Here is a 15,168-nt window from a genome sequence, read left to right as displayed (position 1 = left end):
CGGGGGCGACACCCGGCGTCAGTATGATCCGCGCCGATGAGCACCGGCACCACGGACACCCAGGCACCCCTCGCCCGCGGCCAGTACGCACCCGACCCCCGCACCCTGGTCGACGTCCTCGAGGCGACCGCACGCGCCACGCCCGACGCCCTCGCACTCGAGGACGCCGCGGGTTCCCTCGACTATGCGACGCTCCTCCGACTGGTCCGGGAGCAGGCCGACGACCTCGCCACGCGCGGGGTACGCCGAGGCGACCGTGTCGGCGTGCGGATCCCCTCGGGTGGTCGTGACCTGTACCTGTCGATCCTCGCCGTGCTGGCCGCCGGCGCTGCCTACGTGCCCGTCGACGCGGACGACCCCGAGGAACGCGCCGCGCTGGTCTTCGGCGAGGCCGCGGTCGTCGGGGTGATCGGCGCCGGCGGGGTCCTGCGGTCGAGCGGCGCGCCGGACGCCGCCCCCGCACCCGTCGTCGACCGCGACGCGCGGGCCGTGACCCCGACCACCGACGACGACGCGTGGGTGATCTTCACCTCCGGGTCGACGGGCGTGCCGAAGGGCGTCGCCGTGACGCACCGCTCCGCCGCGGCGTTCGTCGACGCCGAGGCGCGGATGTTCCTGCAGGACGCCCCCATCGGCCCGGGCGACCGCGTGCTCGCCGGTCTCAGCGTCGCGTTCGACGCCTCGTGCGAGGAGATGTGGCTCGCGTGGGCGCACGGTGCGTGCCTCGTGCCGGCACCACGGTCGCTCGTCCGTACCGGGGTCGACCTCGGCCCGTGGCTCATCGCGCACACGATCACCGTCGTGTCGACGGTCCCGACGCTCGCCGCACTGTGGCCCGACGACGCGTTGGAGCAGGTGCGCCTGGTGGTCTTCGGCGGCGAGGCCTGCCCGCCCGAGCTGGCCGCCCGCATCGCCTCGCGCGACCGGGAGCTCTGGAACACCTACGGCCCGACCGAGGCGACCGTCGTCGCCTGCGGGTCCCTGATGGACGGCAGCCAGCCGGTGCGGATCGGGCTGCCGCTCGACGGGTGGGACCTCGCGGTCGTCGACGAGCAGGGGCAGCGCGTCGCGCCCGGCGGTGTCGGCGAGCTCGTGATCGGCGGGGTCGGACTCGGCCGGTACCTCGACCCGGCGAAGGACGCCGAGAAGTACGCCCCGTTCCCCGCGCTCGGGTGGGACCGGGCGTACCGGAGCGGTGACCTCGTCCGCTACGAACCGGAGGGTCTCGTCTTCCAGGGCCGCGCCGACGACCAGGTGAAGCTCGGCGGTCGCCGGATCGAGCTCGGGGAGGTCGACGCGGCGTTGCAGGGCCTCGACGGGGTCGCCGGCGGCGCGGCGGTCGTCCAGCGCACACCGGCCGGCAACCAGGTGCTCGTCGGGTACGTCGCTCCCGTCTCCGGCACCGAGATCGACACCGCCGCGGCGAACGCCCGCCTGCGCGAGGAACTGCCCGCCGCCCTCGTACCGCTCCTGGCCGTCGTCGACGCCCTGCCCACGCGGACCTCGGGCAAGGTCGACCGCGCAGCGCTCCCCTGGCCGTTGCCCGGGGCGACGGACGCGGCGCTGCTGCCCGACACCGTGGCGTGGATCGCTGAGCGCTGGTCCGCGATCCTCGGGGTCCCGGTCACGAGCGTCGACGACGACTTCTTCGCGCACGGCGGCGGTTCACTCACCGCCGCACAGCTCGTGTCGGCGATCCGCGAGCGCTTCCCCACCACGACCGTGTCGGACGTGTACGACCATCCCCGCATCGGCGCCCTCGCCGACGCGCTCGACGACGCCGGTCCCGCTGCGGCCGCGCGGCCTCCCGTGCGCCCGGTCCCACCGACGACCGGCCTGCTGCTCACGCTGCTCGGGCTGCCCGTCCAGGTGCTGCGGGGCCTGCGCGTCCTGACCTGGACGGCGCTGGTCGCGGCGGTCCTGCACGCAACGACCCTGCCGGTGCTGCCGGTCCTGCCGTGGTGGGCCCTCGTCGTCGCGCTGCTCCTCTTCGTCACGCCGATCGGCAAGATGGCGGTCACGGTGGTGCTCGCACGCCTGCTGCTCGTCGGCGTCCGCCCCGGCGACCACCCGCGGGGCGGGTCGGTGCACGTCCGGGTCTGGCTCGCCGAACGGATCGCCGAGGCCGTCGACGGCCCGTCCACCGCGGGTGCCCCGTGGATCAGCTACTACGCCCGCGCGCTCGGTGCCCGCATCGGCCGCGACGTCGACCTGCACACCCTGCCGCCCGTCACCGGGATGCTCAGCGTCGGCAAGCGTGCGTCGATCGAACCCGAGGTGGACCTCGCCGGGCACTGGGTCGACGGGGACGTCTTCCGCCTGGGTCACGTGCGCGTCGACGCCGACGCGGTGGTGCACAGCCGCTCCACGCTGCTCCCCGGAGCCCACGTCGGCGCGGGTGCCGAGGTCGAGCCCGGCTCCGCCGTCACCGACCGGGTCCCCGACGGGGAACGATGGGCGGGCTCGCCCGCCGAGCGCGTCGGCTCGGCGCGCCACGGCCGGGAGGCACGTCCCCCGGCGCGACGTCGGTGGCTCGTCGCGTACGGGGTCGGGTCGGTCGTCGTGGCCGGTCTGCCCGTCGTCGGCGTCACCGCGGGGCTGGCCGTCGCGATCACGCTCGTCGGGCCCGCCGACACCCTGGGTGCGGCCGTGCTGCGTGCGCTGGCGGCGGTCCCGCTGGCCACGATCGTCGCGGGGCTCGTGTACGCCGTGCTCGTGGTGGCAGCGGTGCGGCTCCTCGCGCTCGGGCTGCACGAGGGACGGCACCCCGTGCGGTCGCGCCCGGGCTGGCAGGCCTGGTGCACCGAGCGGGTGCTCGACGCCGCCCGGACGCTGCTCTTCCCGCTGTACGCCTCGCTCGTCACCCCGCTCTGGCTGCGGCTCCTCGGCGCACGCGTCGGGCGGGACACCGAGATCTCGACGGTGCTGCTCATCCCGTCGCTGACGCAGATCGCGTCCGGGGCGTTCCTGGCCGACGACACCATGGTCGCCACCTACGAGCTCGGTGGCGGGTACGTCCGGATCGGCCGGTCGAAGGTCGGTCGCCGGGCGTTCCTCGGGAACTCCGGGATGACCGGCGCGGGACGGTCGGTCCCGCGCGAGGCGCTCGTGGCCGTCCTCTCCGCCGTGCCGAGGAAGGCGAAGCGCGGGTCGTCGTGGCTCGGATCGCCGCCCGTCCGGCTGCGCCGTGCCACCACGGAGTTCGACGAGGCTCGGACGTTCCGCCCGTCCCGGCGGCTCAAGGTCGCGCGCGGGTGCTGGGAGCTGCTCCGCCTGCTCGCCCCGATGGTGTCCGCGGCGATCGCCCTCGGCGTCGCCGGGACCCTGCTCGCGCTCTGGGCGGCCGTCGGCATCGGCTGGACGGTGCTGCTCGCCGGCCCGGTGCTCATCGTGGCCGGTGCGGTGGCGGCCGTGGTCTCCACGCTCGCGAAGTGGGTGTTCGTCGGACGGATCGACGCCCGGGAGCACCCGCTGTGGTCCTCCTTCGTCTGGCGCAACGAGGTGCAGGACACCTTCGTCGAGACGGTGGCGCGCCCGTGGTTCGCCGAGCAGGCCCCCGGCACGCCCGCACTCGCCGCGTGGTTGCGGAGCCTGGGCGCACGGATCGGTCGCGGCACCTGGATCGAGACGTACTGGCTGCCGGAGGCCGACCTCGTGGCGATCGGCGACGGTGCCGCGGTCGCGCGTGGCACGGTCGTGCAGACGCACCTGTTCCACGACCGGGTCATGCAGCTCGACACGGTGCGGCTCGACGACGGTGCGACCCTCGGCCCGCACAGCGTCGCGTTGCCCGCCTCCGGGATCGGGAGGAGTGCGACCGTCGGGGCGGGCTCGCTCGTGATGCGCGGCGAGCAGGTCCCTGGTGGCACCCGCTGGGCAGGGAACCCGATCGCCCCGTGGACGTCCGCGCCGACGGCACCGGCCGAGCCCACGGGAGCGGAGCGGGACCGCACCGGCACCGCCGTCTGGTCCGCCGCCGTGGCAGACTCGACGACACCGTGAAGCCGAACCCCGACGCCGACCCGTACACCCCGCACAGCGGCGACCGGCGGTGGAGCGCGCAGCACTACGACCTGCGCCTCGGCTACCGCGTCGCGACGAACCGCCTCGACGCCACCGCCACCGTCACCGGCCGTGCCGTCGTCGCGCTCGACCGCATCGTGCTCGACCTGCACGGGCTGCGGGTGGACCGCGTCGACGTCGACGGCACCCGTGCGGCGAAGGTCTCCACCGGCACCCACAAGGTCACCGTGACGCCGGCCGCTCCGATCGCCGCCGGGGCCGAGTTCTCGGTGCACGTCCGGTACCGCGGCGCACCCCGTCCGCTCCGGAGTCCGTGGGGGCAGATCGGCTGGGAGGAGCTGACAGACGGCGTGATCGTCGCCGCCCAGCCCACCGGCGCACCCTCCTGGTTCCCGTGCAACGACCGGCCGGACGACAAGGCCACGTACCGCTTCGAGGTCACCGCCGAGAGCGGCTACGACGTCGTGGCGAACGGCGACCTGCTCGGCAGCGAGCGGGCTCGGGCCGGGACGACCTGGACCTACGCCGTGACCGAGCCGATGGCGACGTACCTCGCCACCGTGCAGATCGGGCGGTACCGCACGACGACCCTGCGCGGGACCCCGGCGGTGACCGTGCACCACCCCGCCGACCTGGCCACGGCGGTCCGGACGGACTTCGGCCGGGTCCCGGACATGATCGCCCTGTTCGGCGACGTGTTCGGACCGTACCCGTTCTCGTCCTACGGCATCGTGGTCACCGACGACGAGCTCGAGATCCCGCTCGAGGCCCACGGCCTCGCGGTGTTCGGGCGGAACCACGTCGACGGCGAGCACGGGACCGACCGGCTCATCGCGCACGAGCTCGCACACCAGTGGTGGGGCAACTCGGTGACGGCCGCCCGGTGGCGGGACATCTGGCTGCACGAGGGCTTCGCCTGCTACGCCGAGTGGCTGTGGTCGGAGCACCGCGGGGGTGACTCCGCCGACGTGCTGGCGGAACGGCACCGGCAGGCGCTCCTCGCCGGTCCGCAGGACCTGGTGGTCGCCGACCCGGGCGCGCGCGACATGTTCGACGACCGGGTCTACAAGCGCGGGGCCCTCGCCCTGCACGCACTCCGACGGGCCTTCGGGGACACGGCCTTCACCGCCGCGCTCCGCGACCTCGGCGCCGCGCACCGGCACGGCTCGGTCGCGCCGACGGACGTGTACGCCGCCTTCGCCGCCGCTGCCGGCACCACCGAGCTCGCGGTGCGTCGGGTCACCGGACCCTGGATCGACGAGCCGGGCGTCCCCGGAGCCGCGGCGACCGACGCGGGGTAGTCACGACCAGACGCGTGCAGCCCCGACGCGGGGACCCGGCGCGTCACCCCCCGTCGGCCCCTCGGGCGACGGCGGGTGCACCTCGGCCCAGAGCGCGTCGAGGGACAGCCCGACGACCCCGGCGACGGCGGCGATGCTCGCGAAGGAGGGGGTCGCGATCCGGCCGGTCTCGACCTTGCGGAGGGTCTCCGGTGAGATGCCGGCGGCCAGTGCCACGTCGAGGATCGAGCGGTCGCCACGTGCACTCCGGAGCAGCGCGCCGAGACGGCGACCGCGTTCGAGCTCGTCGGGGCTGAGCGGGAGTCGGACCATGCTGCCGATACTAGTACCGGGCTACCAGTACCGGTACGATCATCCGCATGATCGAGATCCTCTCCCCCGCCGAGGTCGACCGGGCCCGACGCACGGGCGCCCTCGTCGGCACGATCCTGCAGACCCTCCGCGAACGGACGACGGTCGGCACGAACCTGCTCGACGTCGACCGGTGGGCACGGACCATGATCGAGGACGCCGGCGCGGTCTCCTGCTACGTCGACTACGCCCCGTCGTTCGGTCGCGGGCCCTTCGGTCACCACGTCTGCACCGCGGTGAACGACGCGGTGCTGCACGGTCTGCCGCACGACCGCTCGCTCGCGGACGGCGACCTGCTCACCCTCGACCTCGCGGTGACCCTGGACGGGATCGCCGCCGATGCCGCGATCAGCTTCGTCGTCGGGCGGGCCGACCCCGCGGACACCGCCCTGATCGAGGCCACCGAACGAGCACTCGGCGCCGGGATCGCCGCAGCGGGGCCGGGAGTCCGGACCGGGGACGTGTCGCACGCCATCGGCAGCGTGCTGACCGCCGCCGGGTACCCCGTGAACACCGAGTTCGGCGGTCACGGCATCGGCTCGACGATGCACCAGGACCCGCACGTGGCGAACACCGGTCGACCCGGGCGGGGCTACACCCTACGCCCGGGTCTCCTCCTCGCGCTCGAGCCCTGGGTCATGGCGGACACCGACGAACTGGTCACCGATCCGGACGGGTGGACGCTGCGGAGCGCGACCGGAGCGAGGACCGCCCACACCGAGCACACCGTCGCGATCACCGAGGACGGCGTCGAGGTGCTCACCCGACCGGGCCGCTGACACCGACACCGAGCCCGTCGCCGAGCCCGTCGACGATCCGGTGCTCGACGATCACGGGCAGACCGCCGGCCGCCACGGCGAGCACCGTGTCCGGTCCGGGCCAGCGGACCGTCACGGCGTGGTCGCGGCGGGCGAAGCGGGCGGTGCCCCGGGCCAGGTCGACCTCGACGGCGGCCGGGTCGACCCGCAGCCCTCGACCGTCCCGCTTCAGCACCGCTTCCTTGACGGCCCAGGCGGCCGTGCGGTCGTGGTCGTCCAGCAGCCGCGCGGCCTCGACCGGCGTCGAGACGTCGAGTGGGGCGGCCGCGACCCGGTCGACCCGCTCGAGGTCGATGCCGACCGCGGCGCCACGGGCGGGGCCGGTCACGACGGCGATCGCGGTGGCACCCGGTGCTCCGGGCTGGCGGCCGGGTGTCCGGGCGAGGCTCACCGGGACGGCGCGGTCCGCGATCGTCGCCCAGGGGCGTCCGTGCTCGGTCGAACCGCAGTGCGGACAGCGGCGCCCCGTGTGCACGGCGACCGCGTCGACGTGGTGGGCCGACGCGACGGCGGTGACCAGGGCCTCCCGGTCGGCGCCGGAGGGCACGATCGTCACCCGGACGACGCCTGACGGACGGACCACGCGACGAGCCTAGCGTCGGTCCGGCTCGGGGCCGGTGGTCGTGTCAGGCGTGCGTGAGCGCGATGAGCGCGACGTTCATGGTGCTGTAGGCGCCCTCGGACCGGGTGGCCTGTCGGACCCGCCCGCGGAGGACCTCGTAGCGGCCGTCCTGCTCCCGGACGAAGCCGATGACACCGCTCGCCGGTGTCGAGACGCGGTGGTAGCCGTCCTCCAGTGGGACGACCTCGGTGCTCGTCGTACGCTCCATCGCTTTCCCCTTCCGTTCGTCGTCGAACGATGGCCACCACGATACCCCGGTCCGGGGTACAAGTCCTCCAGATGACCGACGTCACCGGGGGTTGTCCGAGCATCCACCCGCTGTGTGCGTCGTCTGGATAGCATCGGGACGTCGGCACCCGTGCGGGGGCCGTCGGGGGTCGCACGACGGCCCCCGGGGCGACGGATGGAGGACGGATGCGAGCGGTCCACGACGGTTCGGGCACGGGCGACCGGGCGGCCGGCAGGCCGCGCCGTCGACGCCGCGGTCGGGCAGCATCGGTGACGACCAGGTCCCTGGGTCGCCTGGGTGCGCTGCTCCTCGCCGCCGGTCTGGTGCTCGCGCCCGCTGCCGCAGCCCACGCCACGGATCCGGTGGACCTCGGCGGTGCGTACGTGGTCGACGAGGCCGACGCGCTGAGCAGTGCGCAGCGCGCGCAGGTCGAACAGGCGGTCCAGGAGCTGTACGACAAGACGCAGACGCAGCTCTACGTGGTCTACGTGCCGACGTTCACGAACCCGAGCGACCACGCGGCGTGGGGCGACGCCGTGATGGAACGCAACCAGATCGACTCAGACGCCATCGTGCTGTCCGTGGCGGTCGACGACCGCATCGCCGACATCCAGCAGACGAACGAGACGGCGCTCTCCCGCGGTGACGTCGAGTCCGCGTACCAGCAGGACGCGGTGCCGCAGCTGCGGGACGGCGACTGGGCGGGTGCCGCCGTCGCCATGGCGGACGGTCTCGTCGCATCGCAGGCGCCGCCGGACCTGACCTGGCTGTGGGTGCTCCTGCTCGTGGTCGTGGTCGGCGCGGTCGTCGCCCTGCTGGTGGTCCGCACCCGCAACAAGCGCCGGACCGCCGAGGCCGAACGGGCACAGCAGGAGTCGCTCGCAGGCCTGGAACGCAAGGCCGGCGGTGCGCTCGTCACGATCGACGACGAGCTCCGCACCGCCGAACAAGAGGTCGGTTTCGCCACGGCGCAGTTCGGGGAGGACGCGGCGAAGCCCTTCGCCGATGCCGTGGCGAACGCGAAGCGCACCGTGCGGCAGGCCTTCTCGTACCAACAGCAGCTCGACGACGAGGTCCCGGACTCGCCGCAGCAGCGCGCGCAGTGGGCGAACCAGATCATCGCGATCTGCGAGCAGGCGCACACGTCGATCGACGAGCAGACCGAGGCCTTCGACCGGTTGCGGTCGCTCGAGGACGGGGTCGAGGACGCCGCCACCGCCCTCACCTCCGCGGTCGCCGCGGCGCCGATGGAACTCGACGCCGCGCGCCGCGCGCTCGAACGGGTGCGCGGGTCGTACGGCGGACGGACCCTGGCGACGGTCGCCGACAACGTCGACCAGGCCGAGCGGGTGCTCGGGTACGCGACGGAACGGTCGCAGGCGGCGACCGCGGCCATCGCGTCGGGCGACAAGGGCCAGGCGGTGATCGCCGTGCGCGACGCCCAGCACGCGCTCGCGCAGGTGCAGCAGCTCACCGGGAGCGCGACGGGCGCCGAGCGGGCCTTCACCGAGGCGGCAGCCCGGGCCGAGGCGATGCGTGCCGACATCGCGGGCGACGTCGCCGCCGCGCGGGCGATGCGATCGGGCGACCCGGCCCTCGCCGCTGCGGTCACCCGGGCCGACACCGTCCTCCGCCAGGGCACCGACCCGCGCGACCCGATCGCCGCGGTGGACGCCCTGACGAAGGCGAACAGCGAGATCGACGCAGCGCTGGCCGCCGCACGCGGGGCCCAGGAGCAGCAGCAGCGCGCGCAACGAGCCCTCGACGACGCCCTGCGCGACGCCCGGGCGCGCATCAGCCAGGCCCGCGACTTCATCTCGATGCGCCGTGGCGCCGTCGGGACCACGGCCCGGACGCGTCTGTCCGAGGCCGAGCGCGCGCTCGACGACGCGGTCGACCTCGCCACGAGCGACCCCGCTCGCGCGCTGGGCGCCGCACGCGCCGCGGAGCAGTACGCAGCCGCTGCGATGGACGCCGCGAACGACGACATGGGCGGGTGGCCTGGCCAGGGCGGCGGCGGCAACGGCGCACAGCTCGGCGGTCTCGTGACCGGCATCGTGCTCGGCGGACTGCTGGGCGGACGCGGCGGCAGCTACGGTGGCGGCTCGTTCGGCGGCGGTGGCTTCGGCGGCGGCGGTTTCGGCGGAGGCGGGGGCTTCGGCGGGGGCGGGGGCTTCGGCGGGGGCGGCGGTGGCGGTGGCTTCTCCGGTGGCGGCCGCTTCTGACACCACGGACCACGACCAGCACCGCGCACGCACGACCCGCACGACGACGCTCGACCAGCAGCACCACCAGAGACGTTCCACGAAAGGGAAAGCAATGGCAAAGCAGACGATCTTCGGCCGGATCTCCTCGCTCATCCGGGCGAACGTGAACCAGCTCATAGACGACGCCGAGGACCCGCAGAAGATGCTGGACCAGCTCGTCCGCGACTACACGAACAACATCGCGGACGCCAAGACGGCGATCGCGCAGACCATCGGCAACCTCCGCCTGCTCGAGCAGGACAACGAGGAGGACAAGCGCGCCGCCACCGAGTGGGGGCAGAAGGCCGCGAACGCCTCGGCCGCGGCCGACAAGTACCGCGCCGAGGGCAAGACCGCCGACGCGGACAAGTTCGACAACCTGGCGAAGATCGCGATCGGCAAGCAGATCGCAGCCGAGCAGGAGGTCAAGGACAACGAGGCACCGCTCGCGACGCAGAACGAGCAGGTCGAGAAGTTGAAGTCCGGACTGGCCGGCATGGAGCAGAAGCTCGAGCAGCTCAAGGCCAAGCGCAACTCGCTCGTCGCGCGCCAGAAGACCGCCGAGGCGCAGTCGAAGGTCAACGACGCCATCGGCAACATCGACATCACCGACCCGACCAGCGACCTCGCCCGCTTCGAGGAGAAGGTCCGCCGCGAGGAGGCAAAGGTCCTCGGACAGCAGGAGCTGCAGTCGTCGAGCCTCGACGCGCAGTTCGAGAGCCTCGAGGACGTCGGTCGCGACACCGAGGTCGAGGCCCGCCTCGCCGCGCTGAAGAACGGCGACTCGTCGAGCATCTGACGCGGAACTGCGGACGACGCCGGACCGTGCTGACAGACTGAGACGATGCAGTTCCTCGTCGTCGGTCAGTGGCAGGGTTCGGCGTCGTCGCGCGCGATGCGCCTCGGCGACGGAGCCCAGGCCATCGCAGCCGACCTCCCCCGCGCCGCCACCACCGTGGTCGACGTCCCGGCCGGTGCCGGCGACCGCCTCGAGACCGCCGTCGCCCGGTACACCTCCGTCCGCGCCGTCGCCGAGCGCGTCGCCGAGGAGGCCGGCGTGGCGAGCGCACCCGTGCTCGTGGTCGGCGGCGACGGATCGAGTGTGCTGGGCGCCACCGTGCTCGTGCGCCCGGACACCGCGTTCGTGCGCATCGCCGGGTCGACCGGCTACCGGTCGCTGAACCGCGCACAACCCGTCGCGGCCGAGACCGCCGTGCTGCGCCTGCTGGTCGACCGGCCGGACGACCTGTTCCCCGACCTGCCGGTCCTCGACCCGGCCGCCGTCGTCCTGGCCGGCGTCCGCGGTGCCGAGGAGGCCGAGGTCGCCGCCCTCGACCGCGTCGGGATCACCCACCTCGACGTCGACGCAGCGACGCCGGAGGCGCTCTCCGCCGCGGTCGAGGCCACCGGGGCCGAGCTTGTCTTCGTGCACGTCGACCTCGACGTGCTCGACCCCGCAGAGGTGGACGGCCTGCTCGAACCGGTGCCGTTCGGGCTCGACGCCTCCGGGCTCGTCGAGCGCATCCAGGCCGCGACCCGCGGACGGCGGCTCGTCGGGGCCGCACTGACCGGGTTCGCGCCGGTGGACCCCGACCGTGCGGTCGACGACCTGGGCGTGATCCTGCGCGCGGTCGGCGCCCTGACGACGGCGTCGCGCACCGCCTGACGGTCGGCGCACCGAGCCGCCGGGCGACGGCGACGCGCACCGCCTGACGGACGGCGCACCGAGCCGCCGGGCGACGGCGACGCGCACCGCGCCGAGCCGCCGGGCGACGGCGCACGGCCGACGCCCCGCCGCTCCGCGTACGTTCATGAGCATGACGGACTACGACCTCATCGTGATCGGCGCCGGCGCAGTCGGCGAGAACGTGGCGGACTACGCCCACAAGCGCGGCCTGTCGGTCGCCGTGGTCGAGGCCGAACTGGTCGGCGGCGAGTGCTCCTACTGGGCGTGCATGCCGTCGAAGGCACTGCTCCGCAGCGGCCACGCGGTCGCGGCCGCGAAGCGCGTGGACGGGGCTGCCCAGGCCGTGACCGGACACGTCGACGCCGCGAAGGTCCTGGCCCGCCGCAACTCGTTCACCTCCGACTACCAGGACGACAGCCAGGTCGCCTGGCTCGAGTCCGCGGACATCGCCCTCATCCGCGGCCACGCACGCATCACCGGCGAGAAGACCATCGAGGTCGGCGGCGAGACGCACACCGCCCGCGCTGCCGTCGCCGTCGTGACCGGCTCGCTGCACCAGCTGCCCGACGTCCCCGGCCTCGCCGACGCGAAGCCGTGGGGCACCCGCGAGGGCACCAGCGCGCAGCAGGTCCCGGAGAGCCTGCTCGTCATCGGCGGCGGCGTCGCCGGCTCCGAGCTCGCGACCGCGTGGGCGTCCCTCGGATCGAAGGTCACCCTGGTCGCGCGGCACGGGCTGCTCGGCGGCATGGAGCCCTTCGCGGGCGAGCTCGTCACCGATGCGATGCGCGAGTTGGGTATCGACGTCCGCACCGGTGTGAACCCCACGCGGGTCGACCGCGACGAGCACGGTCTCGTCACCACGACCCTCGACGACGGCACGACGGTCGTCACCAGCGAGGTCCTCGCCGCGACGGGGCGGAAGGCACACACCGCCGACCTCGGCCTCGAGTCCGTCGGGCTCACCCCGGGCGACTGGCTGCAGGTCGACGACACGATGCTCGTGCAGGGCACCGACTGGCTCTACGCCGTCGGCGACGTCAACCACCGCGCGCTCCTCACCCACCAGGGCAAGTACCAGGCACGCGCCGCCGGCGAGGCGATCGCGGCCCGCGCGCAGGGCCGACCGGTGCACGCCGAACCGTGGGGTGCCCACGTCGCGACGGCCGACCACGCTGCCGTCCCGCAGGTCACCTTCACCGACCCCGAGGTCGCGAGCATCGGCCTGACCGAGGCCGCTGCCCGCGAGCAGGGCATCGACGTCCGGGCGGTCGAGTACGACCTCGGCGCGGTCGCCGGGTCGGCGCTGCAGGCGGACGGCTACACGGGCCGGGCGAAGATGGTCGTCGACGAGTCCCGCGGCGTCGTCGTCGGCGTGACCTTCGTCGGACAGGACGTGGCCGAGATGCTGCACGCGGCGACCGTCGCGGTCGTCGGCGAGGTCCCCGTCGACCGGCTCTGGCACGCGGTCCCGGCCTACCCGACGATGAACGAGATCTGGCTGCGCCTGCTCGAGACCTACGGCCGGCCGGAGTAGGGGTGCGCAACCCGCTCCTCGACTCCCCCGTCTCGCGGGCGGGCTGGCTGTTCGCCACGGCCGTCGGGCTGGCGGTCGGCGTGCCGTTCTCGACCGGACGCGTCCGGGTCGAGGACGGGTTGATCGTGTGCACGGGCCTGCCGCGCTGGGCGTTCCGGCGCGGCGGTACGTGCGTCGGGTCGGTCTACCTGACGCGGGACAACGACGGGCCCCGCGTGCTGCGGCACGAGCGGGTGCACGTGACGCAGTGGCGCCGGTACGGCATGCTCATGCCGCTGCTCTACGCGCTCGCGGGTCGCGACGCCATGCGGAACCGCTTCGAGGTCGAGGCCGGACTGGAGGACGGCGGCTACCGCTGACCGGGAGACCACCCGCCGGACGGGAGGCGCGGGGCGGTCCCGCCATGTGCCTCCCGTCCGCAACTCGTCTCACTCTGCCGCTTCACCCAACCGCCCCGAGCGGGCCAGATCCGTCACGCTCGCCGCCGCGCACCGACCGATCGCGCCCGCTCGGCGAACGCGCACGGCGCGTCCTGCCCCCTCGGCGAACGCGACCAGAGCACCGGGCAGCGGGAACCTCAGGCCGCGCGACGCCGCGGCACCACCAGCGGCGTCCCGGTCTCGGGGTCGGGGACGACCACGCAGGGCAGCCCGAAGACGTCCTCGACGAGTCCCGACGTCAGCACCGCAGCCGGCGCCCCCTGCGCCACGATCGCCCCGTCGCGCATCGCCACGAGGTGCGTCGCGTACCGGGCCGCCTGGTTCAGGTCGTGCAGCACCGCGACCACGGTGCGCCCCGACGCGTGCAGGGTCGAGGCGAGCTCGAGCACGTCGTACTGGTGTGCGATGTCGAGGAACGTCGTCGGTTCGTCGAGGAGCACGATGTCGGTCTCCTGCGCCAGGACCATCGCGATCCAGACTCGCTGCCGCTGCCCGCCGGAGAGCTCCCCCACGCCGCGGTCGGCGAGGGCCACGGTGTCGGTCTGCTCGAGCGCGGCCTGCACGGCGGTGCGGTCGGACCCCGACGACGGGTGCAGCAGGTCCTGGTGCGGGAAGCGCCCGCGGGACACGAGGTCACGGACGGTGATGCCCTCGGGCGCGATCGGGGTCTGGGGCAGCATGCCCACCCGCCGGGCGACGGCCTTCGGGCGCAGCGAGTCGATCGGGGCGCCGTCGAGGTACACCGTCCCGGCGCTCGGCTTCAGGGTCCGGGCGAACGCCTTCAGCAGCGTGGACTTGCCGCACGCGTTCGGGCCGACGATCACGGTGAGTTCACCGTCGGGCACGTCGACGTCGAGCGACGAGACCACGACCCGGTCGTCGTACGCCAGGGTCAGCCCGCGTGCGCCCAGGGCCGTCGTCGGGACGGTCGCGCCGCCGGGGAGGGACGCTGCCGCGCTCAGTGCTCGGCCTTGCCGTGCCGCCAGTAGCCCATGAACGCGACCTGCCGGCGGTCGAGCCCGACGCCGCGCACGAGGTGACGACGGAGCTCCTTCACGCAGCCGGCCTCACCCGCGATCCAGGCGTAGACGGGACGCTCCTCGGCGACCGTAGGCACGTCCCAGAGGACCTGCTCGTCGACGTCCACGTCGGCCAGCTCGACGGCGGCGCGCGACGCACCCGCGACATCGGCCGGGACCGACACGGCCTCGGAGGCCCACGCGTACACCTGGTCGGTCATCCGGACCCCGTGGGAGGCGCCGTTCCGGGCGATCCAGCGCACCTCGACACCGGCGGGCGCGGTGACCGGCAGCCGGTCAGCGTCGGTGGGCACCTCGATGAAGACGTGTCCGACGGTCGCGACGTCGAGCGCCTCGAGGATGGCGCAGATCGCGGGAGCGGCGGTCTCGTCACCGGCGAGCAGGATCCGGGTCGCGCTCCCCGGTGCGAACTCCGCCGCGCCGCTCGGCAGCTCGGCGGGCGAGGACGGCACGGCGGGTCCGACGATGCGGAGCTCGTCGCCGACCCGGCAGGAGGACACCCACCGCGAGGCCGGACCGGTGTCCCCGTGCGCCACGAAGTCGATGTCGAGCTCGCGCGCGTCCGGACGGAAGGACCGCACGGTGTAGGTGCGGAGCGGGTTGCGCTCCGCGTCGGGCAGTGCCCGCCACGCGCCGTACCAGTCGTCGCCGTCGGGCAGGTCGGTGAACCCGTGTCCGGGGATCGGCAGGACGACCTTGATGCGCTGGTCGAGCCCGACCGCGGAGAAGTCCGCGAGCGCGTCACCGGTGAGCGTCACCCGGACGAACGACGGGGTGAGCGCCGACACGGCCGCGACGCGGACGGAGAAGACTCGGTACCGGGCTGCCACGAGGTACGAGTATGGCATGCCTTACCTAAGGCTTCCAGGGTGCAACG

At 74.1% G+C, this 15,168-nt stretch carries 13 protein-coding genes; 8 read left to right on the top strand and 5 right to left on the bottom strand.

Annotation, left to right across the window (positions count from 1 at the left end; genetic code table 11):
• Positions 1-36 precede the first annotated feature (36 nt).
• Positions 37-4,002: a Pls/PosA family non-ribosomal peptide synthetase gene (locus ACIPEQ_RS00800; protein WP_402713483.1), complete on the top strand. Its 3,966-nt coding sequence runs from the start codon at positions 37-39 to the stop codon at positions 4,000-4,002.
• A complete protein-coding gene (locus ACIPEQ_RS00795; RefSeq protein WP_402713482.1) occupies positions 3,999-5,324 on the top strand; it encodes a M1 family metallopeptidase in 1,326 nt (441 codons plus the stop codon). The genes ACIPEQ_RS00800 and ACIPEQ_RS00795 overlap by 4 nt, the downstream gene beginning before the upstream one ends.
• Here the strand turns inward: ACIPEQ_RS00795 and ACIPEQ_RS00790 are convergent, their stop codons facing one another.
• Complete coding sequence (locus tag ACIPEQ_RS00790; protein WP_402713481.1) at positions 5,325-5,636, bottom strand: helix-turn-helix domain-containing protein; 312 nt, start codon at positions 5,634-5,636, stop codon at positions 5,325-5,327. It abuts the gene before it with no gap.
• Between the two features lie 47 nt (positions 5,637-5,683).
• On the opposite strand from ACIPEQ_RS00790, the gene map reads away from it, so the two are divergent.
• On the top strand, positions 5,684-6,454 hold the full coding sequence (gene map, locus ACIPEQ_RS00785) for a type I methionyl aminopeptidase (protein WP_402713479.1): 771 nt from the start codon (positions 5,684-5,686) through the stop codon (positions 6,452-6,454).
• On the opposite strand, the gene ACIPEQ_RS00780 is transcribed toward map, so the two are convergent.
• Positions 6,435-7,076 (bottom strand): 4'-phosphopantetheinyl transferase family protein, encoded by a 642-nt coding sequence (locus tag ACIPEQ_RS00780; protein ID WP_402713477.1) that lies wholly within the window; start codon positions 7,074-7,076, stop codon positions 6,435-6,437. The two genes, map and ACIPEQ_RS00780, sit on opposite strands and share 20 nt — an antisense overlap.
• A 43-nt stretch (positions 7,077-7,119) precedes the next feature.
• Positions 7,120-7,323 carry a hypothetical protein gene (locus tag ACIPEQ_RS00775; protein WP_058729997.1) on the bottom strand — a complete coding sequence of 68 codons (204 nt, stop codon included), beginning with the start codon at positions 7,321-7,323 and terminating at the stop codon, positions 7,120-7,122.
• 290 nt (positions 7,324-7,613) lie between these two features.
• On the opposite strand from ACIPEQ_RS00775, the gene ACIPEQ_RS00770 reads away from it, so the two are divergent.
• From ACIPEQ_RS00770 to ACIPEQ_RS00750, 5 genes are all read left to right on the top strand, one after another.
• Positions 7,614-9,569 carry a TPM domain-containing protein gene (locus tag ACIPEQ_RS00770; RefSeq protein ID WP_402713475.1) on the top strand — a complete coding sequence of 652 codons (1,956 nt, stop codon included), beginning with the start codon at positions 7,614-7,616 and terminating at the stop codon, positions 9,567-9,569.
• 94 nt (positions 9,570-9,663) lie between these two features.
• Entirely contained in the window at positions 9,664-10,389 is a 726-nt protein-coding gene (locus tag ACIPEQ_RS00765) for a PspA/IM30 family protein (protein ID WP_402713473.1), read from the top strand.
• A 45-nt stretch (positions 10,390-10,434) separates the two neighbouring features.
• The gene (locus tag ACIPEQ_RS00760) at positions 10,435-11,256 is read left to right on the top strand and encodes an arginase family protein (RefSeq protein WP_402713471.1); all 822 of its coding nucleotides are present in this window, start codon (positions 10,435-10,437) and stop codon (positions 11,254-11,256) included.
• A 151-nt stretch (positions 11,257-11,407) separates the two neighbouring features.
• Positions 11,408-12,811, top strand: coding sequence for a dihydrolipoyl dehydrogenase family protein (locus ACIPEQ_RS00755; RefSeq protein ID WP_402713470.1), 1,404 nt, complete (start codon positions 11,408-11,410; stop codon positions 12,809-12,811).
• 2 nt (positions 12,812-12,813) lie between these two features.
• A complete protein-coding gene (locus tag ACIPEQ_RS00750) occupies positions 12,814-13,170 on the top strand; it encodes a Fe-S oxidoreductase (RefSeq protein ID WP_402713468.1) in 357 nt (118 codons plus the stop codon).
• A 218-nt stretch (positions 13,171-13,388) separates the two neighbouring features.
• Here the strand turns inward: ACIPEQ_RS00750 and ACIPEQ_RS00745 are convergent, their stop codons facing one another.
• Complete coding sequence (locus tag ACIPEQ_RS00745; RefSeq protein WP_402714191.1) at positions 13,389-14,162, bottom strand: ABC transporter ATP-binding protein; 774 nt, start codon at positions 14,160-14,162, stop codon at positions 13,389-13,391.
• A gap of 47 nt (positions 14,163-14,209) precedes the next feature.
• Complete coding sequence (locus tag ACIPEQ_RS00740) at positions 14,210-15,139, bottom strand: siderophore-interacting protein (RefSeq protein ID WP_250367218.1); 930 nt, start codon at positions 15,137-15,139, stop codon at positions 14,210-14,212.
• Between the last annotated feature and the right edge of the window lie 29 nt (positions 15,140-15,168).

The organism is Curtobacterium sp. NPDC087080 (assembly GCF_044745105.1).
Lineage (GTDB): Bacteria > Actinomycetota > Actinomycetes > Actinomycetales > Microbacteriaceae > Curtobacterium.
The sequence above is the reverse complement of the archived record's forward strand: the minus strand, read 5'-3'. Positions and strand labels throughout refer to the sequence as shown.